The sequence below is a fragment of the Cryobacterium sp. 10S3 genome (genome assembly GCF_034344045.1).
In the GTDB taxonomy this organism is placed as follows: domain Bacteria; phylum Actinomycetota; class Actinomycetes; order Actinomycetales; family Microbacteriaceae; genus Cryobacterium; species Cryobacterium glucosi.
In genome coordinates this window covers 1,091,028-1,111,604 of the sequence record NZ_CP133773.1, presented here as the reverse complement: position 1 = coordinate 1,111,604, position 20,577 = coordinate 1,091,028, and the positions used below count along the sequence as shown (strand labels likewise).

The 20,577-nt window shown below is 68.5% G+C and carries 22 protein-coding genes and 2 pseudogenes; 10 read left to right on the top strand and 14 right to left on the bottom strand.

Annotated features, from left to right (window positions below; genetic code table 11):
- Nucleotides 1-57: 57 nt before the first annotated feature.
- Complete coding sequence (locus RHM57_RS05125) at nt 58-570, bottom strand: MarR family winged helix-turn-helix transcriptional regulator (protein ID WP_134450234.1); 513 nt, start codon at nt 568-570, stop codon at nt 58-60.
- A 39-nt stretch (nt 571-609) separates the two neighbouring features.
- On the opposite strand from RHM57_RS05125, the gene RHM57_RS05120 reads away from it, so the two are divergent.
- Both RHM57_RS05120 and RHM57_RS05115 read left to right on the top strand, forming a co-directional pair.
- Nucleotides 610-1,530 (top strand): DMT family transporter, encoded by a 921-nt coding sequence (locus RHM57_RS05120; RefSeq protein WP_322136076.1) that lies wholly within the window; start codon nt 610-612, stop codon nt 1,528-1,530.
- Nucleotides 1,509-1,973 (top strand): hypothetical protein, encoded by a 465-nt coding sequence (locus RHM57_RS05115; protein ID WP_322136077.1) that lies wholly within the window; start codon nt 1,509-1,511, stop codon nt 1,971-1,973. The genes RHM57_RS05120 and RHM57_RS05115 overlap by 22 nt, the downstream gene beginning before the upstream one ends.
- Before the next feature lie 19 nt (nt 1,974-1,992).
- Here RHM57_RS05115 and RHM57_RS05110 read toward each other — a convergent pair whose 3' ends face one another.
- The 3 genes from RHM57_RS05110 to RHM57_RS05100 all read right to left on the bottom strand — a co-directional run bounded on the left by RHM57_RS05110 (nt 1,993) and on the right by RHM57_RS05100 (nt 4,751).
- A complete protein-coding gene (locus tag RHM57_RS05110; RefSeq protein ID WP_322136078.1) occupies nt 1,993-3,270 on the bottom strand; it encodes an MFS transporter in 1,278 nt (425 codons plus the stop codon).
- A gap of 93 nt (nt 3,271-3,363) precedes the next feature.
- A complete protein-coding gene (locus RHM57_RS05105) occupies nt 3,364-4,143 on the bottom strand; it encodes a PspA/IM30 family protein (RefSeq protein ID WP_322140748.1) in 780 nt (259 codons plus the stop codon).
- Entirely contained in the window at nt 4,140-4,751 is a 612-nt protein-coding gene (locus RHM57_RS05100) for a hypothetical protein (RefSeq protein WP_322189613.1), read from the bottom strand. The genes RHM57_RS05105 and RHM57_RS05100 overlap by 4 nt, the downstream gene beginning before the upstream one ends.
- Nucleotides 4,752-5,048: 297 nt before the next feature.
- Between RHM57_RS05100 and RHM57_RS05095 the strand changes: the two are divergent.
- The 3 genes and pseudogenes from RHM57_RS05095 to RHM57_RS05090 all read left to right on the top strand — a co-directional run.
- A pseudogene (locus RHM57_RS05095) lies at nt 5,049-6,293 on the top strand (PAS domain S-box protein); the annotation flags it as partial.
- A 139-nt stretch (nt 6,294-6,432) separates the two neighbouring features.
- Nucleotides 6,433-6,537 (top strand): annotated as a pseudogene (locus RHM57_RS19550) (hypothetical protein); the annotation flags it as partial.
- A gap of 99 nt (nt 6,538-6,636) precedes the next feature.
- The gene (locus tag RHM57_RS05090) at nt 6,637-7,395 is read left to right on the top strand and encodes an EAL domain-containing protein (protein ID WP_166791031.1); all 759 of its coding nucleotides are present in this window, start codon (nt 6,637-6,639) and stop codon (nt 7,393-7,395) included.
- 29 nt (nt 7,396-7,424) lie between these two features.
- Here the strand turns inward: RHM57_RS05090 and RHM57_RS05085 are convergent, their stop codons facing one another.
- The 3 genes from RHM57_RS05085 to RHM57_RS05075 all read right to left on the bottom strand — a co-directional run bounded on the left by RHM57_RS05085 (nt 7,425) and on the right by RHM57_RS05075 (nt 10,158).
- On the bottom strand, nt 7,425-7,916 hold the full coding sequence (locus RHM57_RS05085) for a hypothetical protein (RefSeq protein ID WP_322136081.1): 492 nt from the start codon (nt 7,914-7,916) through the stop codon (nt 7,425-7,427).
- Between the two features lie 365 nt (nt 7,917-8,281).
- Entirely contained in the window at nt 8,282-8,905 is a 624-nt protein-coding gene (locus RHM57_RS05080; protein ID WP_322136082.1) for a response regulator transcription factor, read from the bottom strand.
- On the bottom strand, nt 8,902-10,158 hold the full coding sequence (locus RHM57_RS05075) for a sensor histidine kinase (RefSeq protein WP_322136083.1): 1,257 nt from the start codon (nt 10,156-10,158) through the stop codon (nt 8,902-8,904). Before RHM57_RS05075 ends, RHM57_RS05080 begins: the two co-directional genes overlap by 4 nt.
- A 224-nt stretch (nt 10,159-10,382) precedes the next feature.
- Here RHM57_RS05075 and RHM57_RS05070 point away from each other — a divergent pair, with 224 nt between their 5' ends.
- Both RHM57_RS05070 and RHM57_RS05065 read left to right on the top strand, forming a co-directional pair.
- On the top strand, nt 10,383-11,453 hold the full coding sequence (locus RHM57_RS05070; protein ID WP_134558526.1) for an FtsX-like permease family protein: 1,071 nt from the start codon (nt 10,383-10,385) through the stop codon (nt 11,451-11,453).
- The gene (locus RHM57_RS05065) at nt 11,450-12,133 is read left to right on the top strand and encodes an ABC transporter ATP-binding protein (RefSeq protein ID WP_322136084.1); all 684 of its coding nucleotides are present in this window, start codon (nt 11,450-11,452) and stop codon (nt 12,131-12,133) included. Before RHM57_RS05070 ends, RHM57_RS05065 begins: the two co-directional genes overlap by 4 nt.
- Nucleotides 12,134-12,146: 13 nt before the next feature.
- Here the strand turns inward: RHM57_RS05065 and RHM57_RS05060 are convergent, their stop codons facing one another.
- Nucleotides 12,147-12,929, bottom strand: coding sequence for an SDR family oxidoreductase (locus RHM57_RS05060; protein WP_322140747.1), 783 nt, complete (start codon nt 12,927-12,929; stop codon nt 12,147-12,149).
- 165 nt (nt 12,930-13,094) lie between these two features.
- Here RHM57_RS05060 and RHM57_RS05055 point away from each other — a divergent pair, with 165 nt between their 5' ends.
- Nucleotides 13,095-13,937 (top strand): Cof-type HAD-IIB family hydrolase, encoded by an 843-nt coding sequence (locus RHM57_RS05055; protein WP_322189612.1) that lies wholly within the window; start codon nt 13,095-13,097, stop codon nt 13,935-13,937.
- A gap of 56 nt (nt 13,938-13,993) precedes the next feature.
- Here the strand turns inward: RHM57_RS05055 and RHM57_RS05050 are convergent, their stop codons facing one another.
- Nucleotides 13,994-15,364, bottom strand: coding sequence for an NAD-dependent succinate-semialdehyde dehydrogenase (locus RHM57_RS05050; RefSeq protein WP_134558530.1), 1,371 nt, complete (start codon nt 15,362-15,364; stop codon nt 13,994-13,996).
- A gap of 124 nt (nt 15,365-15,488) precedes the next feature.
- Here RHM57_RS05050 and RHM57_RS05045 point away from each other — a divergent pair, with 124 nt between their 5' ends.
- Nucleotides 15,489-16,310 carry an alpha/beta fold hydrolase gene (locus tag RHM57_RS05045; protein ID WP_134558531.1) on the top strand — a complete coding sequence of 274 codons (822 nt, stop codon included), beginning with the start codon at nt 15,489-15,491 and terminating at the stop codon, nt 16,308-16,310.
- Nucleotides 16,311-16,361: 51 nt separating this feature from the next.
- Nucleotides 16,362-16,832 carry a GNAT family N-acetyltransferase gene (locus RHM57_RS05040; protein ID WP_134450218.1) on the top strand — a complete coding sequence of 157 codons (471 nt, stop codon included), beginning with the start codon at nt 16,362-16,364 and terminating at the stop codon, nt 16,830-16,832.
- Between the two features lie 9 nt (nt 16,833-16,841).
- Here the strand turns inward: RHM57_RS05040 and RHM57_RS05035 are convergent, their stop codons facing one another.
- The 5 genes from RHM57_RS05035 to RHM57_RS05015 form a co-directional block, all read right to left on the bottom strand.
- Complete coding sequence (locus tag RHM57_RS05035) at nt 16,842-17,792, bottom strand: pseudouridine synthase (RefSeq protein ID WP_322136087.1); 951 nt, start codon at nt 17,790-17,792, stop codon at nt 16,842-16,844.
- A 45-nt stretch (nt 17,793-17,837) separates the two neighbouring features.
- The gene (locus tag RHM57_RS05030) at nt 17,838-18,626 is read right to left on the bottom strand and encodes an SCO1664 family protein (protein ID WP_134450216.1); all 789 of its coding nucleotides are present in this window, start codon (nt 18,624-18,626) and stop codon (nt 17,838-17,840) included.
- Nucleotides 18,626-19,198, bottom strand: a complete 573-nt coding sequence (locus RHM57_RS05025) for a DUF3090 domain-containing protein (RefSeq protein ID WP_322136088.1) — start codon at nt 19,196-19,198, stop codon at nt 18,626-18,628. Before RHM57_RS05025 ends, RHM57_RS05030 begins: the two co-directional genes overlap by 1 nt.
- Before the next feature lie 9 nt (nt 19,199-19,207).
- Nucleotides 19,208-19,915 carry a histidine phosphatase family protein gene (locus tag RHM57_RS05020; protein ID WP_322136089.1) on the bottom strand — a complete coding sequence of 236 codons (708 nt, stop codon included), beginning with the start codon at nt 19,913-19,915 and terminating at the stop codon, nt 19,208-19,210.
- Nucleotides 19,916-20,043: 128 nt separating this feature from the next.
- Nucleotides 20,044-20,562 carry an O-acetyl-ADP-ribose deacetylase gene (locus RHM57_RS05015; RefSeq protein ID WP_322189611.1) on the bottom strand — a complete coding sequence of 173 codons (519 nt, stop codon included), beginning with the start codon at nt 20,560-20,562 and terminating at the stop codon, nt 20,044-20,046.
- Between the last annotated feature and the right edge of the window lie 15 nt (nt 20,563-20,577).

Below are 20,577 nucleotides of genomic sequence, written 5' to 3'. Positions count from 1 at the left end.
CGGTCGCTTCAGGCGACCGGCCCCGCGCTGGCGGATCAGGCGCTCTCCCGGTGATGCTTACGACGGCAGCGGGGATTCGTAGGCGCGCAACCACCGGGTCAGGATCGCCTCGAGCCGGTCACGATCGTCGTCGGAGAGCTGGTCGACCAGGCGTCGCTCATTGTCCATGTGGTCTGCGAACGCGGCATCGATGACGTCGAGGCCGCGGGGGGTGAGCGCGACGACCCGGCGCCGACCGTCTCCGGCGACGTGCCTGCGCACGATCAGTCCGGCCGCCGCCAGCCGGTCGAGTCGCTTGGTCATCGCGCCCGTCGTCACCATCGTATGGTCGGCGAGTTCACGAGGCGCTCGTTCGTAGGGACTGCCGGCGCGACGCAAGGCAGCGAGCACATCGAATTCCCCCTCCCCGAGATCGTGGGCGCGATAGACACTCGCGAGCTCCCCGGTAAGGTGGGCGGCGAGCCGGTGCAGACGCCCGATGACGGCTTGCGGGGCGACGTCGAGATCCGGGCGTTCACGTCGCCATTCAGCCTGGATGCGTGCGACCCGATCCGATGCGTCTTCCGTCATACTGCCACTATACCTTCCATGGAAGTTATAGTAGCTTCCATGGAAACTAAATGGCGCTGGCTGCTCGTCACCGCGATCGCCCCGATCGCCTGGGGATCGAACTACTTCGTCACCCGGCAGTTCCTGCCCCTCGACTATCCGCTATGGGGCAGCACGCTGCGCGCCCTGCCTGCGGGCCTCCTCCTGCTGGCGCTGGCGCGGTCCGTTCCCCGCGGCGCCTGGTGGTGGAAGTCCCTGGTACTCGGGGCTCTGAATGTCGGAGCGTTCTTCGTCCTCATCTACATTGCCTCCCACCTCTTGCCCTCGAGCGTGGCGGCCACGATCATGGCCAGCTCGGCCGGGGTACTCCTGCTCCTGGCCTGGCCGATGCTGTCCGAACACCCGACCTGGACGGCCGCGCTCGGCGCGGGTGCCGGATTCGCCGGCGTGTGCGTCCTGCTCCTCGACGGCGGCAGCGCAGTGAATCCCGTGGGGGTACTCGCCTCGGTGGTCGCCATGCTGATGTCGTCGGTCGGCTACATCCTGGCCAGGAAATGGGCGGCCCGGGAGTCCACCATCGCGATGACCTCCTGGCAGCTGGTCGCCGGCGGACTCCTGCTCCTGCCGTTCGCGGCGTTCGTCGAAGGCCCGCCGCCCGCCCTCGACGGTCCGGCCCTGGCCGGCTTCGCGTACGTCACGGTGATCGCAACAGCCGTCGCGTTCGTCGCCTGGTTCTCGGGTCTCCGGCACCTGCCGGCGGCGACGGTCGGGTTGGTCGGTCTCCTCAATCCCGTCACCGGGGTGCTCCTGGGCACGCTTGTCGCCGCCGAGCCCTTCGGTGCGCGCCAGCTGATCGGTGCGGGTCTCGTTGTCGCGGGCGTCCTGATCGGCCAACGCCGGCGACGGGTGCCGACCGGACCCTCGCGCTCTGGGCGCATGCGCTGTGGCTCCTGCTCCCGTTGGCGGCCTGGGTCGCCCTGATCGCCATGCCCGTGCGCAGCATGATGGCCGGGGGCTGGCCGGACGGGTTGCGCGGAGACCAGTCGACCGCGGTCTGGCTCTTCCTCGGCAGTTACGGCGTGATCGCGGGCGGCCTCCTTGCGACCATGCTCGCCTCCCTGATCAAGAAGTCGTTCTACCTGGCCTGGGTGTGGGTCCATCCCGAGGCGGCCTCCGGCGGTTCAGCGCAGGGATTCTGGCGGTGGATGCCATACCGCTGGCGCTTCGACCTCTGGTTCGCCGGCCTCGGCGGCCTCGGCGGCGGTTTCCTCGGGGCATGCTGGATCGCCCTCGCCTTCGAGGAGCAGCCGTTCTTCCAGGCCACTGTCCTCAGTGGAGCGGTCCTCTTCCTCGTCGGGGGCGCGCTGAGCCTCAACTACTGGCGCGCCGGCGAACCGCTCGGCGCCGGGGAGTCCCAGAGGTGAGCCTCGGCTCGGCCGGCAGTCAGTGCGCCTCGGGTTCCTGCGGCGCGGCATCCGCCCGCAGGGTGCTGACGGTGTCGGCCGGATCGCGCTGGCGTCGGCTGGCGAACAAGAACGGGATGCCGATCAGCTCAATGAGGCCTCCGATCACGAGCGACGTTCCGTAGCCCCAGAGGTCGGCGGCGCGGCCGAGTGCCGGCTGGACGAAGACCCCGCCGAGGCTGCCGAACAGTGAGTCGAACGACAGCACCGTCGCGCGCTGCTTCGACGGGATCATGTCATTGAGGTACGCCTGCCGCACCGGGCCGGCGACGGCGAAGACGAACCCCCAGAGCACCAGCAGCACGATCGCGAGCCAGAAGAGGCTGGTGAGCCCGAGAGCGATGAGCACGACGATGCTCGTGACGGATGCCCCGATCACCGTGGTCGTCCGCCGGTGGAATACTCCCCGGATACGCGGGGCCAGCACCCCGCCCGCGACCTGCGCGAGCGAGAGCACGGCCGCGGCGAGACCGGCGATCGAGTACGCGGACGGGTCGCCGGAGAGCACCAGCAGGTAGGGCTGCAGGGCGTAGAACGCATAGACCCCGACCCCGGAGGCGAAGGGCGCGGACAGGATCACCCACCGGACGGAGCGCCTCCGGAGGCCGTGCTCGATCGACTCGGCGAGAACGGTCCTGGTCGCCTTCAGCGGTCCCTGGGATCGATCCGGAGTGAATCCGAGGTCCTTCATCACGACCGCCGCGAACACGAGCATCACGACGAGCACCCCGGCGCGCAGCAGGAAAGGAACGCCGAGATTGGTCGCCTGGGCGATCACGCCGCCGAGGACCGACCCGGCGAACATCGCAATGCCGGTCACGACGAGTCCCCTGCCGAAGACCGCCTCGAGGCCGTCGGTGTACCCGCTGAAGGTCAGAGCATCGACGAGCCAGGCATCCACAGCACCGGAGAAGAACGTGAAGCCGAGCCCGAGCAGCACGGACACGAGCGCCCACCAGCCGAAGGGCGCGTGCCAGAGCCACAGCAACCAGTACAGCGCGGTGGTGGCCGAGAGCGTGATCGTGCCCAGCAGGTAGGACGCCTTCCGCCCGACCGTGTCCGCGACGACCCCGGTCGGGATCTCGAAGAGCACCATCCCGGCGGTGAAGAATGCGTTCGCGGCGAAGGCCTCGAAGTTCGACAGTCCGGCGTCGAGCAGGAACAGCGTGTTGATGCCCCAGATGAAGGACGCGGCCAGGGTGTTGCCGAGCAGGAGGATCAGGTAGATCCTCTGCACGCGCCGCGCCGCGGGGTTCATGGTCGACCTGGTTCCTCCGAGTTCTGCCTCAGGGTTCTGCCTCAGGGTTCTGCCTCAGGGCTCTGCCTCAGGGCTCTGCCTCAGGGCTCTGCCTCAGGGGGCGTCCGGCCCCTGCCCGATGCTCAGCCACGCGTCCGGTCCCGCGCGCTGGGCGCGAGCGGCGCCGTCCTCGGTTGCTGCGCGGGCGTTCTTCAGTTCCTCAAGCTGGCGTTCGACGGATGCCTGACGCACTCCCGCGGACAGCTGCCGGTCGAGGTCCGCGTCCGCGGGCGCCGTGAGATCGTTCAGGACGCCCCGGGCGAGCAGTTCATCGGTCGCGGCAGCACGCGCCTGCATCTGCGCAACCCGGTCCCTGGCCCGATCGAGGTTGGCGCCGACATCACCCAGATTGGAACCGATGCCGGCCGCCGCCTCATTCGCCCGCGCCTGGGCCTCGGAAGCTGCATAGGTGGCCTTGAGAGTCTCCTTCTCGGTCCGGAACGCGGTGACCCGTTCGGCGAGTCGCCGCTCGTTGTCCTGCAACTGCCCCTGCTGCCGTTCGAGCGAGGCGTATTGCTCACGAATGGCACCGACCTGGGTCTCGAGGTAGGAACGGCGTTCGAGAGCGGTCCGGGCGAGATCCTCGCGTCCCTGGTCCAGGGCCTCCTGGGCCTGGTCGGCCAACCGCTGGTATCGGGCTCCCATCTCCTGCCCCTGCAGCTCGATCCGTTTCTTCGCCGTCGTCACCTCGGCGAGTCCCTGCCGCACCTGCTGGAGCATCTTCAGCTGCTGTTCATAGCTGTCGTCGAGGGCCTCTCCTGGGTCTTCAAGCCGGTCGAGGGCGCGTGACGTCTTGCTCCGGAAGATGATGCGCAGCCGTGACGTGGCGCTCATGATTCGCTCCCTCTCGTGGTGTCGCGGTGATCGTGCAGGTTGAGTGCGTGCAGTTCCTGGACTCCGGCTTCCAGGGCCGAGACCTCGCGGTCGACCTCCGAACGCAGCGCCAGCAGGACATCATCGGTGAGGTCCCCGCGGCCGCCTGCAACGGTCGCCCGCAGCCGACGAACGAGTCCGGCGACGTCGTCCACCCGTCGTCTGGCCATCGGAAGTTCCTCTGCGAGGACGACGGCATCGGCCTCACTCGTCAACAGCACCAGTTGCGCGTCGAGGGCAGCGCCTTCATCCTGGATCCGGTGAAACAGGCGGGGAAGCTCGCCCCGCGGCCCGTCACTGCCCAGCGCGAGATCGACTGCGGCCTGACCGCTTCCCAGAGTGTCTCTCAGTCGGATGCGCAGTCCCAGGACCTCGCGCTGCGGTCCCCGGCTCAGGGCGGCCCGGGTGCGAAGCGCCGCACCGGCCACGGCACGGCTGCGACGAATGCGTTTGTACAGCATCCGCGCCACCACGATCGTCGCGCCTGCGGAGACGACGAGGATCGCTGCCAATGCCAGAATCACCGCGGCCACTGCTGTCATGCCGGCCACCCTGCCCTTCATGTCCATCCCACGAGCGAGACCCCGTGCTTCACCGAACAAAATACGCTCGCGTCCGCCGAATTGTCTGTAGGCGGTGCGAATTCTGCCGATGCTGGTCCCGCCCGGCTTGGACCCCAAACGGGGGACACGATGTGCGAGGATAGGTCTGGGACGATCAGCTCGGACGTACGCCCGAGGCGCAGAATTGGAATCCCATCGACGAGTGGGGCGCCTCGATCGCCCTGCACGATCTGCCGGCCCTGTCGGCCCTGCGCACGGGCGCGCCGGTAGCAGAAACCCTGATCGGATTGTTCGTTCCCGGCGATGACACCGACCCGGCTCGTCTGGCCTGGCTCAGGATCTCGGGGATTCCGGCCGTCGACGAGGCCGGTGCGACCGTGGGCGCCTTCGCCCTCCTGGACGTCCGCGAGGACCGACCGGAGGACCCTGCAGGCATCGTTGGCCGGCCTGGGCGACCCGTACGTCCTCGTCCACGCGGTGCGCAACATCCACGGGACCATCATCGACTTCGTGGTGGACGAGGCCAACCCCGCGGCCTGTGCCTTCCACCGGATGCCGCAGGGGCAGTTCATCGGCGGCTCGCTGCTCAACCCCATGCCGGCGGCGATCTCCGGGGCGCTCGGCGACCTCTGCGCGGAGGTCCTCGAGCAGGGTGTCCCCTGTCACCGCGACGGTTTCCGGGCCGCCTCACCTCACGGCGACCGGCCGGACCGGTGGTACGACTTCCACGCCGCTCCTGTCGGTGACCGCGTGTCCGTGATCTGGCGGGATGTGACCGGGCAGCACCTCGCCCTCCAGGCCCTGCAGGATTCGGAGCAGCCCTACCGGCTGCTCGCCGAAAACGCCTCCGACGTCGTACTCATGGTCGACTCCGCCGACCGGTATGTCTGGGCGTCGCCCTCCCTCGAAGAGGCGCTGGGCTGGAAGCACGATGACCTGCTGAATCGGATGTCCGCCGAATTCGTGCACCCCGACGACCTGCCGGGCGTGCTGGCGGCCCGCACCAACCAGAACGAGGGCGTGCGGCGCCATCGTCCGTTCCGGGTTCGGCGCAGTGACGGCACCTATCGCTCGGTGTCGACCATCACGCGCGACCTTCACGACGCGGCAGGCCAGACCGCCGGCCGGGTGATTCCCCTGCGCGACGTGCACGAGGAGACCGTCGCGCGGCAGTCCCTCGAGAAGTCGGAGGAGCTGTTCCGGGTCGTGCTGACGTCATCGACGACGGGAATGATCCTCTGTGACCTCACCGGACGCATCCAGGTCGTGAACGAGGCCTTGTGCACCATGCTCCTCCGCGACGAGGCCTGGCTTCTCGCCAGGCGCACCGACGAGCTGGTGCACCCCGACGACAGGGCGACCGTGATCCAGGCCAGGGCCTTGACGATCGCCATCGCCGCCAGGGCTCCTTTCCGCGAATTGCGGATGGTCAGGGCCGACGGGGCCATTATCTGGGCCCGCCGGACCGCGTCGGTGATCCGGACCAGTGCGGGCGCACCGGAACGTTTGGTCGTGCAGCTCGAAGATGTCACGGCCGAGCACGAGTCCCGCGAGGAGCTGCTGTTCCAGGCACACAACGACCGGCTGACCGGGATGCACAACCGGGACTGGATCCTCCGCGTTCTCGAGCAGGACCGTCGTCGTCGTTCCGAATGCATCCGAGCCCGCGGATGTCGAACGTGTCGCGGTGAACATCACGGCTGCTCTCAGCACCGAGCTCTCGATCCACGGACACCGGATCATCCCGACGGTGTCGATGGGAATCGCCCTCTCCACGGACAGTTCCACCGCCGCCAGTCTTCTTCGGGACACCGACTCCGCTCTCTTCCGGGCCAAGAAGTCGGGCAGGGCCCAGTGGCAGTTCTTCGACGACACGATGCACTCCCAGGCGATGGAGCGGCTCACCATCGAGGACGAAATCCGCATTTCGCTGCGGAAGGGCGATTTCGTCGTCTACTACCAGCCGATCGTCGCCCTCCTCGATCGCTCCACCGTCGGCTATGAGGCACTCGTCCGCTGGCAGCACCCCGGGCGGGGACTCCTTGCGCCGGCCGAGTTCCTCCCGATCGCCGAGGAATCCCGGCTCATCCTCGGAATCGATCGCTACGTGCTCGACCAGGTCTGCGCCGTCCTGGCCTCGGATCCCAACGGTGCGACAACGATCAGCGTCAACGTGTCCGCCGTCGACTTGGCCCACGAGTCCTGGGCCGAGACCTTCCGGTCGGCCCTCCGGACCCACGGCGTCGACCCGTCCCGACTCATCGTCGAGGTCACCGAAACGGCCGTGCTGTCACTGCGGCCATCCACCACAGGAAGCCTCGATGCGGTCCGCGATCTCGGCGTCGGCCTGCACGTCGACGATTTCGGCACCGGGTTCTCCTCCATCTCGCTGTTGCGCGACCTCCCGGTCACGGGACTCAAGCTCGACGCGAGCTTCGTCGCGGGCCTCGGTGACGGCAACCGCGGCGCAGATGCCCTGGCGGCAGACCTCGCGGGGCTCGTCGCGCACCTGGGCCTGACCGGTGTCGCCGAGGGCGTCGAGACCGAGACGCAGGCGCGGACCCTGCTGTCACAGGGCTGGCTGCACGGGCAGGGCTATCTCTTCGGCCGGCCGGCGCCCTGGCCCGGACAGGCCGGGCGAGCCCAATAGCCTGAACGACCCGAACGACCCGAACAGGTCTAGCCGATCCTGGATAGCCCGACCAGGACCATGTGAGTGCTGTCGCCGTTCAGGCAGGTCTGAAAGACGAGGTCGTGGCCACGCGGAACGTCGCTGACCATCGCGGTGCCAGCGCTCAGGGAGCCGATCACACCGGTCACCCGGTAGACGCCGGAGTCGATGCCGGCCAGGCGGACCTGCGCCCCGGTCCACCGCGGGAAGAGTTCGCCACCGCAGCCCCAGTGCTCGACGAGCATCGGCGTGCCGTACCAGGCTGTCGTGTCCACGAGCCCGGAACACAGGTCGATCTCGGGCTGCCGGCCGGCGAGCGTGACGGTGGACGTGTAATCGTCGCCCATCGACGATCGAGGCTGGACCGGGCCAGCGCCCTGGTCCACGATCGACGGGGAGGAGAGTACATCGACACTGAGCTCGATCCCGGAGTCATGGGAGTTGTCCAGGCCATCCACCGACTCCGCTGGGCCAGGGAGAGTCCCGGTCGCCACGGTCACGACGGAACCCGGTCCTGACGACGTTGCGCTCAGGTGCTGGCTGGCTCCGAAGACACAGACCGCAGAGACGACCGCCGTCGCGACGAGGAAACCGCCGACGATGAGGAGCCGGGCTCGAACCGACTGGCTACTGTCGCGCTGCGCATCTCTCGTGGGGTACTCCGGTCTCGGAAGCCCGGCGCACCGTGAGGCATCCGGTCGGCGTGACGGACCCGCGAAGCCCCACCGCTCATCGATACCAGCTCACGTTCACCGATCGATCAGGCTTCGTTCACCCGTTGTTCACCTTTTCAACATAGTCCGTTAAGAGTCGGGCAGGCGGCAGCCACGCCCCTGACGAGCAGGCAGGCCACCCGAAGGCTGAATCAGCGGATGAGCCCGGCCTCGCGCGCGGCAGCAACCGCCGCCGTGCGACTCGTCGCACCGAGCTTGGGGAAGATATGGGCGAGATGCGACTTGACGGTGGTCTCACTCAGGTGCAGCCCGCGCGCGATGTCGCCATTGCTGTGCCCGGCCGCCACGAGGGTCAGGACCTCGAGTTCGCGGATGCTCAGCGCCGACTGCGCGTCGCGCACCCGAGCGAGCAGCCGGGTGGCCACGGCCGGTGCCAGTGCCGACTGCCCGGACGCGGCGGCGATCACGGCAGTGATGAGATCGTCCGGCGGGGTGTCCTTCAGCAGGTATCCGGCGGCGCCGCTTTCGATCGCGGTGACGATGTCGCTTTCGGCGTCATAGTTCGTGAGGATCAGCACGGCGGGCGCGTTGTCGAGCGCGCGGATGCGCTGCGTCGCCGCGGCGCCCTCGAACTGGCCCTGGAACTGCAGGTCCATCAGCACGACGTCAGGGCCCAGGCGCACGGTTTCGGTGAGCGCTTCGGCGGTCGTACCGACCGCGGCGACGACAGTGATCGACGGTTCCGTGTCCAACAGGGCAAGCAGCCCGGTGCGCATGATGGGATGGTCGTCTGCGATCAGCACCCGGATGGTCATCGGGCGAGCTCGAAGCTGGCTACGACGCTGGTCCCGTGCCGGTTCCGGTCGCCATCCGGGCGCGTGCTCTCGACCGTGAGCGTCCCGCCCAGCTCGGTGACACGCTCCCGCATGGCGTGCAGGCCGAAGGTGTTGCGAGCGGTGGGGACGGCAGCGGGAACGACGGCAGCGGGTACGACGGTATCGGGTACGACCTGTGGGCCGGACTCGGGGTCGAACCCCACTCCGTCGTCGACCACGTCCAGAATGACCTCCGAATCGAGCCGGCTCAACGTGAGGTCGATCCGGCCGGCCCGGGCATGCTGCACGGCGTTGGCCAGCGACCCCTGCGCAATCCGGAGCAGGGCCGTTTCGAGCCGGGTCGGCAACAGGCCGATGTCCCCGGAGATCGTGACGTTGACCGGTACTCCGCTGGCCGCATCCGTCTCGGCGGCAAGCCGGCGGAGCGCCTCGACCAGCGTGGTCTGCCGCAACGCCGGTGGCGAGAGTTCGTCGATGAAAGAACGGGTTTCGCCGAGGGCCTGAGTCGCGGCATCCCTGGCCTGGCCCACGCGCATGCGCACGGCGGCACTCGAATCGGCGGAGCGCTCGGCAGCGTGCAGCAGCAGGACGATGCTGGAGAGGCTCTGGGACACCGTGTCATGGATCTCGCGCGCCAGCCGGCCGCGTTCGTCGAGCACTCCCGCGGCCCGCTCGGCCGCAGCGAGCTGGGTTCGGGTGTCCTGCAGCTCGGCGATCAGAAGGTCCCGCTCCCGGGCTTCCCTGGTGAGCGACCGGTACGCGAGCCCGATGACGACGGCGACCACGGCACCGATCACGGGACCGATCACGCCGCCCACGCTGAATCCGCGATGCACGCCGAATGCGACGATCGCGATCCCGGTCGCGAGGGCGATTGCTGCGGGGCCCGTCCAGCCGGGAAGCAGGTGCAGGTAGATGAAGAAGAGCGGGAAGAGCAGGTAGATGGCCTCCGGGCTGAAGACCGTGAGGACAACCCACTCGAGGCTCAGCGCGGCCGTCCAGGCCAGTGCCCACCCGGGCAGGGAACGGCTCGGGAGGTTGTATGCGACGAGTGTGCCGGTGGCATAGGTTCCGAGCAGCACGGCGGAAAGGCAGATGATGACTCCCGCGGCGGGCATCCCCGCCTGCCCGGCCATCGCGACCACGAGCACGACGAGGCCGAGCACCAACAGGTGCAGGCTCACGCGCAGACCCAGGAAGACGGAGTCGAGTCCGGAGCCGTGCGCGGTCATGGCGTTGCTTCTCTCACTCGGCGATCACCAGTCCACCGTACGGGGAATAGGCCGGGACGGCATCCTTCGAAAGGTGTAGCGGATGCTCCGCCCTTCGTCCCGGAATGACCGTTCGGGTGCACGATGACCGGGCGTTCGGTTCTCGGCAGAGTGGTCAGTGGCGGGCACGGGCTCGCCATCTGCAGCCGGTCCAGTGACGGGACCGGCGTGAAAAGGAGTCCTCTGTGTACGTAGCGTGGCGCGATCTGAGATTCGCCAGGGGGCGATTCGTCCTCATCGGAACCGTGGTGACCCTGATCACCCTGCTGGTCGGATTCCTGTCCGGCCTGACCGGCGGCCTGGCCGACCAGAACATCTCCGCGATCACCGGCCTCGGCGCCGATCGGATCGTCTTCTCTGCCCCGGTCGCGGACTCCGAACGCAGCTTCGCCGATTCCGCTGTGACCGAAGCGGATGCGATCCGGTGGCGAGACCAGGCCGGGGTCCGGGACGTGCACCCCCTGGGCATCAGCCAGCAGAGGGTATCGGCCGGCGACAACCAGGTCGCCGTCGCGCTGTTCGGCAGCGCCTCCGGGTTCGGTTCCGGCAGCGCTCCCGCGAGCGGGCACCTGACCCTGCCGCGGACGGCCGCTGCGAAACTCGGCATCGGGGCAGGCGATTCGGTCACCATCCTGGGTTCAACATTCGTCGTCGACCGGGTCACCGACGACACCTGGTACTCGCACACGCCGGTCAGCTGGCTGGCCCTGACCGACTGGCAGAAGCTCGCCGCCACGACCGGCAGCCCCGGCGCATACGCGACCGTCCTGGCCGTGACCGCCTCGGGAACCGACTGGTCCGCCGCGGACACGGCGACCGGCACGTCCTCGGCCGGCGTCCTGCAATCGCTGACGGCCCTGTCGGCATTCCGCTCCGAAATCGGCTCGCTGCTCCTGATGGTGGCCATGCTCTTCGGCATCTCCGCCCTCGTGGTCGGCGCGTTCTTCACCGTCTGGAGCATGCAACGCCAACCGGACGTCGCAGTCCTCAAGGCGCTCGGTGCGTCCAACCGGATGCTCGTCGGCGACGCTCTCGGCCAGGCCGCCCTCGTCCTCATCGTGGGCGTCGGGCTCGGCATCGCGCTCACCGCCCTGCTCGGCGCACTGGCCGGCACCGCGTTGCCGTTTGTGATCAGTCCCCTGACGACCCTCCTTCCCGGTGCGGCGATGATCGCGCTGGGTCTCGCCGGCGCGGCCTTCGCGCTCCGTTCCGTCACCACCGCCGACCCCCTCACCGCCCTCGGGAGCAACCGATGATCCGCCTTGACCACATCACCCTCAGCTTCCCGGACGGCGACCGGCGGATCACCGCCGTCGACGACGTCAGCCTCAGGGTCGATCGCGGTTCCGTGGTCGGGATCACCGGCCCATCCGGATCGGGGAAGTCGAGCCTGCTCGCCGTGGCTTCGACCCTGATCAGCCCGGATGCAGGAACCCTGCACGTCGATGACGTGGACGCGACCGCCCTCTCCCTCGCCGAACGGGCGGAGCTGCGAAGGGACAGCATCGGCATCGTCTTCCAGCAATCGAACCTGATCCCGTCGTTGACCGCAGAGGAGCAGCTTGTTGTGATGGGGGAACTCGACGGACCCCGCCGGGGTCGCAGTGCCCGCAACGCCGCACGGGCGCGGGCCAGGGAGCTCCTGGATGCCGTCGGCCTCGCCGATCACGCCGCCAAGCATCCGGCGCAACTCTCGGGAGGGCAACGCCAGCGGGTCAATATCGCCAGGGCACTGATGAATGAGCCGAGCGCACTGGTGGTCGACGAGCCCACGAGTGCGCTGGACCAGGAACGCGGTTCGAGCATCCTGGCCCTGATTCTGCGGCTGACAGCGGAGTTCGACACCGCCACGATCCTCGTCACCCACGACCAGCGCCTGCTCCCGCTGATGACCTCGGTGCATTCGATGGTCGACGGCGCGCTCACAACACGGTGAACGCCCGCTATCGCTACCAGGTCGCGTCCCCCCGGATGACCACATCCGAACCCCCGTCGATGAAAATCACCTGACCGCACAGGTGGGCGTTTTCCTCGCCGGCGAGCCACGCCAGGAGGTAGGCGACCGAGCGCGGTTCGAAGATCCCGTTGAGGGGCATCGGAACCATCGTGGCCATCGCCTCGCGCTGCTGCGGCGTCTTGATCATGTCGGAGGTCATCGGGGTGTCCACGACCCCGGGTGCGATCGCGTTCAGGGGGATCGAGGCGCCGGCCCAGTTGTCCGTCGCAGCGTTCCGGCGGATCCACCGGGCCAGGGCGCGCTTGGTCGTGCCGTAGATCAAGGCTCCCAGCTCCTCGCCGCCCGCTTCGAGCTCTGCGGCGCGGGCCAGGGCATCCGCTTCGTTGCCGGCGAGGAGTGCGGCGAGCAGGATGTCGTCCGGCGGGAAGAGCGAGGCCATCGACGCGACGGCGACGGCGCGGGGGGCGGCCGAGCCGACCAGCAGGGGGCGCAGGTCCTCAAGCGTCGCGATGGTTCCGAAGTAGTTCACGGCCACGGTGGTGGCCGTCGGCGAAGCCAGACCGGCAACGGCGAGCACGGCGTCGACCGCACCGCCGCTCAGGTCGCTCACCTGTTCGACGAGGGACGCGCGCCCTGCAGCGGTGGACAGGTCGACGACCACGTCCGCATCATGGATATCGACGCCGATGACGGTCTCACCGCGCTCCATGAGAAGTTCTTTGGTTGCCTTCCCGATGCCGCTTGCCGAGCCGGTCACAACGGAGGTACGAGGCATGGGAACGACCTTTCGACGGTGAATCGGGCACGGTGTCCACGATGCATGGTGCCCCCACGACCGGGAGCACACAAGGGCGCCGGGCAGGGCGCCGGAACGGGGTGCACGGGGCCGGCCCACTGTCGACGGTCACCGCACCCCGCGCCGTCCTCGATAATGGAAAGGGTGACTCACCTCCAGGAACCCGCCGATATCCGCCTGATCGTCTCGGACATGGACGGCACTCTCCTCGATGATTCCGGCCGGGTGCCCGACGGCTTCTGGCCCGTGCTCGAGGCGCTGCTCCGCGCCGGAGTGATGTTCTCCCCTGCCAGTGGACGCCAATACCAGACCCTGCGGGAAACCTTCGGTGAGCGCGAGGGCCTGGTGTTCATCGCCGAGAACGGCACGAACGTCGTTCGCGACGGCACGAGCATCGCACTGGAACCCATCGTCTTGTCCGTCATCCCCGCCATCGTCGAGTGGGTGCGCACCGCGGCCGCCACGGGCTCCGACGTGGGCATCGTCGTGTGCGGGGTGCGAACGGCGTATATCGAGCGCACCGACGCCGAGTACTTCGCCAGGGTCAAGCCGTACTACGAGGCCCTGGCGATCGTGGACGATGTCCTCGCCGCGTCCTCCGACGACGAGGTGGTGAAACTCGCGATCTACGACTTCGCCTCAGCGGAAGAGCACACCGGGCCGTCCCTGCGCGGCCTCGGACTCGAGGCCGATGTCGTGGTCTCGGGCGAGCACTGGGTCGATGTGATGCGTCCAGGGGTCAACAAGGGGCGGGCGCTGATCCGCCTCCAGCGCGAACTCGGGATCACCCGGGAGCAGACGATGGCGTTCGGCGACTACCTCAACGACGCCGAGATGCTCGACGCCGCCGGAGAGTCCTACGCGATGGCCAATGCGCACCCGAGCATCCGTGCCCGTGCCCGCCACCTCGCTCCGTCGAACGACGATGACGGTGTCGTCACCAGCATCCTCGCCGCTTTTCCCGGCCTGATGCTGGGCGCTCGTTAAGCTGACACGCCCCGTGTCGGCCGGGCCCGATCGGGACCCGGCCGATGCACGAGTGACTACTTCAGGATGCGGATGAGCTTGCGGTTGGCGAACTCTGCGATCCCGAAGCGTCCCAGTTCCCGGCCGAAGCCGGACCGCTTCACGCCGCCGAAGGGGAGTTCCGGGCTGTCCAGGAGCGACCCGTTGATGAACACCATCCCGGCCTCGATCTGGTCGGCGACGCGCAGTGCCTGCTCCGGGTCGGTCGTGAAGAGGTAGGAACCGAGGCCGTAGGGGATGTCGTTGGCCACCTGAACCGCCTCCGCCTCGTCCTGCACACGGTAGATCGCGGCCACCGGGCCGAAGAATTCTTCCCGGTAGGCGTCGCTCTGCGGGGAGACCCCGGTGATCACCGTCGGCGAGAAGAAGGCGCCGTCCCGCGTTCCCCTGGCAACGACGGTGGCGCCCTGGGCCTCCGCCCGCTGGAGCTGTTCCTCGAGGTTTTCGGCGGCGCCGAGGGAGGAGAGCGGTCCCAGTGTCGTCTCCGGTGACGTCGGGTCTGCCGGCACGTTGCCGGTGATCTTGGCGGTGAAGCTCTCGGTGAAGGCGTCGAAGAGGCCGTCGATGACGATGAAACGCTTGGCCGCGTTGCAGGACTGCCCGGAGTTGTCCAGGCGGGCCGCGACGGCAGCGTCGACGGCTTCCTCGAGGTCGTCCGCGCTGAGCACGATGAACGGGTCGGATCCGCCCAGTTCGAGCACGACCTTCTTGAGATTGCGGCCGGCGACCTCCGCGACGGCCGCGCCTGCCCCCTCCGACCCGGTCAGGGAGACGCCGTGCACCCGCGGATCGGCGATGATGTCGGAGATCTGGGCGTTGGATGCGTAGAGGTTGCGGTATGCGCCGGCGGGGAACCCGGCATCCGTGAAGATCTCTTCGATGGCGGCGGCGGATTCCGGGCACTGCGAGGCGTGCTTGAGCAGGATGGTGTTGCCGAGCACCAGGTTCGGGCCGGCGAAACGGGCGACCTGGTAGTAGGGGAAGTTCCACGGCATGATGCCGAGGAGAACGCCGAGGGACGCGCTACGCATGAACGCGGTGCCCTCGCCACCCAGAAGTTCGATCGGCTCGTCGGCGAGGAAGGCCTCGCCATGAGTCGCGTAGTAGGAGTAGATGTCGGCGGAGAAGTCGACCTCACCGAGGGCCTGCTCGACGGGCTTGCCCATTTCGCGCACGATGAGCTCGGCCAGGTGCTCGCGACGCTCGGTGTGCAGGTCGGCGACGCGCTGCATGAGTGCCGCCCGCTCCGCGACGGATGTGCGGCGCGAGAACTCCGTGTGGGCGCGGTCCGCCACGCCGATCGCGTCCGAAACCTCGTCGTCGGTTGCCAGCGTGAAACTGGGGCCGCTCGTCCCCGTGGCGGGGTTGGTGACAACGTACTTGTTCATGAATTTCTCCCTGGGTGTCCTCGTTAACGCCGAACGCACTCGCAGCATACCTGTCCGGGCAGGGCTCACGAGGCCGGGCTATCCTGTCATTTTCATTCCGACGATTCTTTGAAGGAGATCCCTCTTGCCGTACTTCAGCACATCCGACGGAACCGAGATCTACTACACCGACCAGGGCGAAGGACAGCCGGTCCTCCTCAGCCACGGCTGGCCGCTCTCGTCCGACGCCTGGCAGGTCGAGGTGAAACTGCTCGCCGACAACGGGTACCGTGCCATCGCACACGACCGCCGCGGGCACGGTCGCTCAGCGAAGACGTATACCGGAAACGACATGGACACGTATGCCCGCGACCTGGCCGAACTCGTCGAGTCGCTCGACCTGAAGAACCTCGCCGTGATCGGTCACTCCACGGGCGGCGGCGAGGTGGTGCGCTATGCGGCGCAGCACGGGGTCGGCCGGGTGACCAAGGTCATCACCGCCGGCGCGGTGCCGCCGCTCATGGTGAAGACGGAAAGCAACCCCGACGGCCTTCCGATCGAGGTGTTCGACGGCATCCGTGCGGGTGTCCTGAGCGATTCGTCCCAGTTCTACATCGAGCTCACCGAAGCGTTCTTCGGGGCGAACCGGCCCGGAAGCGCGGTCTCTGAGGGTGCCAAGCGCGAATTCTGGCGCCAGGGAATGCTGGTGAACCTCGCCGCGGCCTACGACTGCGTCAAGGCGTTCTCGGAGACCGACTTCACCGCAGACCTCACGGCGCTCGAGGTACCGATCTTCATCGCCCACGGAGACGACGACCAGATCGTTCCCATCAAGGACGCAGCACTTAAGTCGATCAAGCTGGTCAAGAACGGCACCCTCAAGGTCTATCCCGGCGCGCCCCACGGAATCTATGGCGACTACCAGGCGGAGCTCGACCAGGACATCCTCGCCTTCCTCGCGACCTAGGCCCCCCACGAACGGTGTGACCGGGCACCGGCCGACGGATAGGCTCGGCTCGTGCCCGTCACCCTGGAACCCCTGTCCCCCAAACGTCTTCCGAAATGGCTGCGACGCAGCGCGGAGGAGTACGCATCCGATCTGATCAGCCTCGGCCGCTCCCCCTCAGATGCTCATCGGCTCGCCGCCCGGAGTCTCGGAAATTCCTTCCCCGGCGGACAACCGGCATCCGGTCAGTACGTGTTCGACGTGCACGACGGCCCTGGCCGCCCGGTCGGCTACCTCTGGATCGGCCGCGCCCAGGGTGAGGACGATTCGGACTGGTGGGTCTGGGATATCTCCATCAACGAGGACGAACGTGGCAAGGGGCTGGGCCGGGAGACCATGCTGCTCGCGGAACAGTTCGCGAAGTCCCACGGCGCCAGGACCCTCGGCCTGAGCGTCTTCGGTTTCAATACGGTGGCGCGGCGGCTCTACGAGACGCTGGACTACGAGACGACGTCGATCAAGATGAAGAAGACCCTCGGCTGAGCCACCCGCTCACTCCGAGGCACCCGTCTCCGGGGCACGAGTCTCCGGGAGCACCGGCAGGGTGCGCACTCCGTCGAAGTAGCGCGGATGCCCGTCGATCGGATCGGTGAAGCTCACCTCGCTCGCCAGGAGCTGCAGCGGCCGGGAGAAGTCGTCGATGGCGACGTCCTGGACCACAGGGTAGAGCGGGTCGTCGATGATCGGGATGCCGAGGCCCAGCATGTGCATCCGCAGCTGGTGGGTGCGTCCCGTGCTCGGCGTCAGCCGGTAGACGGCGGCACTGCCGAGCGAGGTCTCCAGCTCGATCAGCGACTCGGCGTTGACCGGTGCCCCGGGCACGACCTCGGCCTGCCAGTGACCGCGCCGGGTGAGCAGGTGGTTGCGGACGGTGACGGGGAACTCAAGCCCCGGTCGGGCCGGGGCCAGGGCCCGGTAGGTCTTGTGGACTTCACCGCGCTGGAACATCGACTGGTACGCCCCGCGCCAGCGCCTCTCGGTCGCCAGCACAAGCAGCCCCGATGTCACCCGGTCCAGCCGATGCAGCGGAGAGAGCTCTGGCAGTCCGAGCTCGGCGCGCAGGCGCACCACGACACTCTGCACGACGTGCCGGCCGCGCGGGATCGTGGAGAGGAAGGCCGGCTTGTCGATCACGACGAGCCGCTCGTCGCGGTGGATCACATGAATGGTCCCCGGCACGACCACCTCCGCGGCGAGATCACGATGAAACCAGACGAAGGTGTGCGGCCGGTAGGGGTCGCTGGTAGCGACGGGCGTGCCCGTTTCGTAGGCGAAGCGCTCCGCGGCCAGGAACCCGGCCACGTCGACGAACCCGGCCAACCGTTCTGCCAGCCAGGCGCCCATGGTCGGCCACGGCTGCGGCCGGGATGGGTCGCGCTCCGGGGTGCAGACCCAGGCCGCGTCGAGCCCGTGACGTTGCGGAAGGGGCGAACGCGGGGGCATCCACTGATCGTACCCACCCGACGATCACAGGTCAGGGTCGCAGGGTCAGAACAGCGGCCAGGGGACCGCGGGCATCTGGCCGCGCGGGGCGGGGAACCGGCCCGCCGCCCGCAGCCGGTCACAGCGGGCGGCCAGGGCCTCGAGCTCGTCCGCGTCGAGCAGTTCCCCGAGGGTGACACCGAGGTCGCCGTCGAGCCCCGCGCGCACCCGGTCGACCCCGTCGAGCTCCTCGGCGCTGAGGGCATCGCCCAGCCAGCCCCACAGCACCGTGCGCAGCTTGTGCTCGACGTGGAACGTCAACCCGTGGTCCACGCCGTGCCGGTGGCCATCCGGCATGGCGAGAATGTGGTTGCCCTTGCGGTCGGCATTGTTGACGACGATGTCGAACACGGCCATCCGGCGCAGCGCGACCGAGTCTTCGTGCACGAGCGTGACCGCCCGGTCCTGCTCGTCGCGACCGTCGAAGACGCGGCGCCAGCCAGCGCCCGGCCCGATCTCCCAGGGCACCAGGTCGACGGCGTCCTGTTCGGGATCCGCGTCCTGCCACAGCTGCACCATCCCCGGGCCCATCGGACCGTCACGAAGCCATGTCCGGGGTACGACCTTCCACCCGAAGGCCTCGGAGACCCGGTATGCCGCAACCTCCCGGTTCGCGAGGGTCCCGTCGGGGAAATCCCAGAGCGGATGCTCGCCGGCGACCGGCTTGTAGACCACCGGGACGCCGCCAATGCTGCCGAGGAATGTCGCGTTCGAGGCGGTCGTGATGCGGCCCGTGAGTTCGAGCTCACCGCGTTCAAGCCCGCCGGCCTCGAGCTCGCCGGAGCCCGGCGTCATCAGGGCTCGTCGCGCAGCACGCAGTCGTGCCCGTCCGGGTCGATGGGGTCACCGCAGAGAGGGCAGAGGGGCCGCCCGGCGCCGACGACTTCGTGGGTGCGCTTCGCGAAGGCCCTGGCCGTGCCGACCGGAATCCGCAGCAACAGCATCTGCTCGGGGTCGGCCGTTGCGGCATCGACGACGGCGAGGGGGTCGTCTCCGAGGCCCTCCTCGTCGACCACCACGATCGGGAAGGCCTCGATCACGATCTGCACGGTCGAGGGGTCCCAGCCCAGGGTCATGGTTCCGGTGCGGAAATCCTCCTCGACGGGTTGCTCGAGCGGTTCGTTGTCCACGAGCTCCACAGGTGTCGCGGTGGGGACGCTGAAGGGATTCCCCTCTGTGGACATCAGCTGATCGAGGATCTCGTCGATGCTGTCGGCGAGGAGCGCCGACTGCTGCTTCTCCATGGCGATGCTGACGATCTGGGTTCCGCTGCGCACCTGCAGATAGAACGTGCGCGACCCCGGCCGGCCGACGGTTCCGACGACGACCCGGTCCGGCCAGTCGAACTCATACAGGATTGTAGGCATGGGGATATTTTAGGCTCCGGTTTCCTGCGGCCGCTCAGTGCCGGCCCCACCGCCGACCGGCGCATCGGCCACCGGGCCGGCCGCCGCCAGCCAGGACAGGTCGCCTGCGTCGGTGTTGATGGCGTGGACACTCGGGCGATGGGGCCCGTAGCGCACGATCGAGACGGATGCCGGTCCGACGTTGATCCGCTGGAACAGGTCCAGGTGCATCCCGAGTGCGTCGGCGAGGACGGACTTGATGATGTCGCCGTGGCTCACCGCGACCCACACCGCACCGGGACCATGCTCGGCTTCGAAGATCGCATCATGGCGCCGGATGGCCGCGACCGACCGCGCCTGCATGGCGGCCATCGATTCGCCGCCGGGAAAGACGACCGCAGAGGGGTGCGCCTGCACCACCGGCCACAGGGGCTCCTGGGCGAGGTCGATCAGGGTGCGGCCCTGCCAGTCGCCGTAGTCGCACTCGGTGATGTCCTCGTCAACGGGAGTCGAGGGAATGCCGCCCTGCAGGTCGAGGATCAGCCGGGAGGTCTCCCGGCATCGCTGCAGGGGGCTCGAGACCACGCCGACCAGAGGCACGACGGAGAGCCGCTCGCCGGCGCTCGCGGCCTGGGTGCGCCCGATCGCGTCGAGTCCGACCCCGAGAGATCGCCCTGCCAGGAGTCCGTCGGCATTCGCGGTGGTGCGGCCGTGCCGCACGAGGATGACTGTGGCCATGCGTACAGCCTAGGGAGTCGGCGGCCCGAGCCGCCGAACCCATCGGGCGCCGATGCGTGCGGAGTGCCCTCCCCGCGGTGATGCGAGGATGAGGTGCCGGCTGGCTCTCGGCCTGTCGCCGACTCTTCTCAGCGCAGCCGGGCGAGTGCCGACCGGAACGCGTCGATCGCGTGAGCGTTGAACAGCACGAACGTGACGACATCCACGGCCGTGGAGCTCGCGGCCACCGTCTCGACGGCGATACGCGCCGCGTCGTCCATCGGCCACCCGTAGACGCCGGCGCTCACCGCAGGAAAGGTCACGTGGTGGGCGCCGAGTTCGTCGGCGACCCGCAGCGACTCGACGTAGCAGGAGGCGAGCAGGTCCGATTGGTCGAGGGTCTTCGCCCATATCGGGCCGACGGTGTGGATGACCCACCGGACGGGGAGGAGCCCCGCCGTAGTCGCGACGGCGGCACCGGTCGGCAGCCCGTCCGGCAGCGTCGTGGCACGCAACCGGCGACACTCCGCGAGGATGCTCGGGCCTCCGGCCCGGTGAATCGCGCCGTCCACTCCCCCGCCCCCGAGCAGCGTGTGATTCGCCGCGTTGACGATCGCGTCCGCGGGCAGCGCCGTGATGTCGCCTCGGACCAGCTCGATGAGTGCCATGATCCGACGTTACCA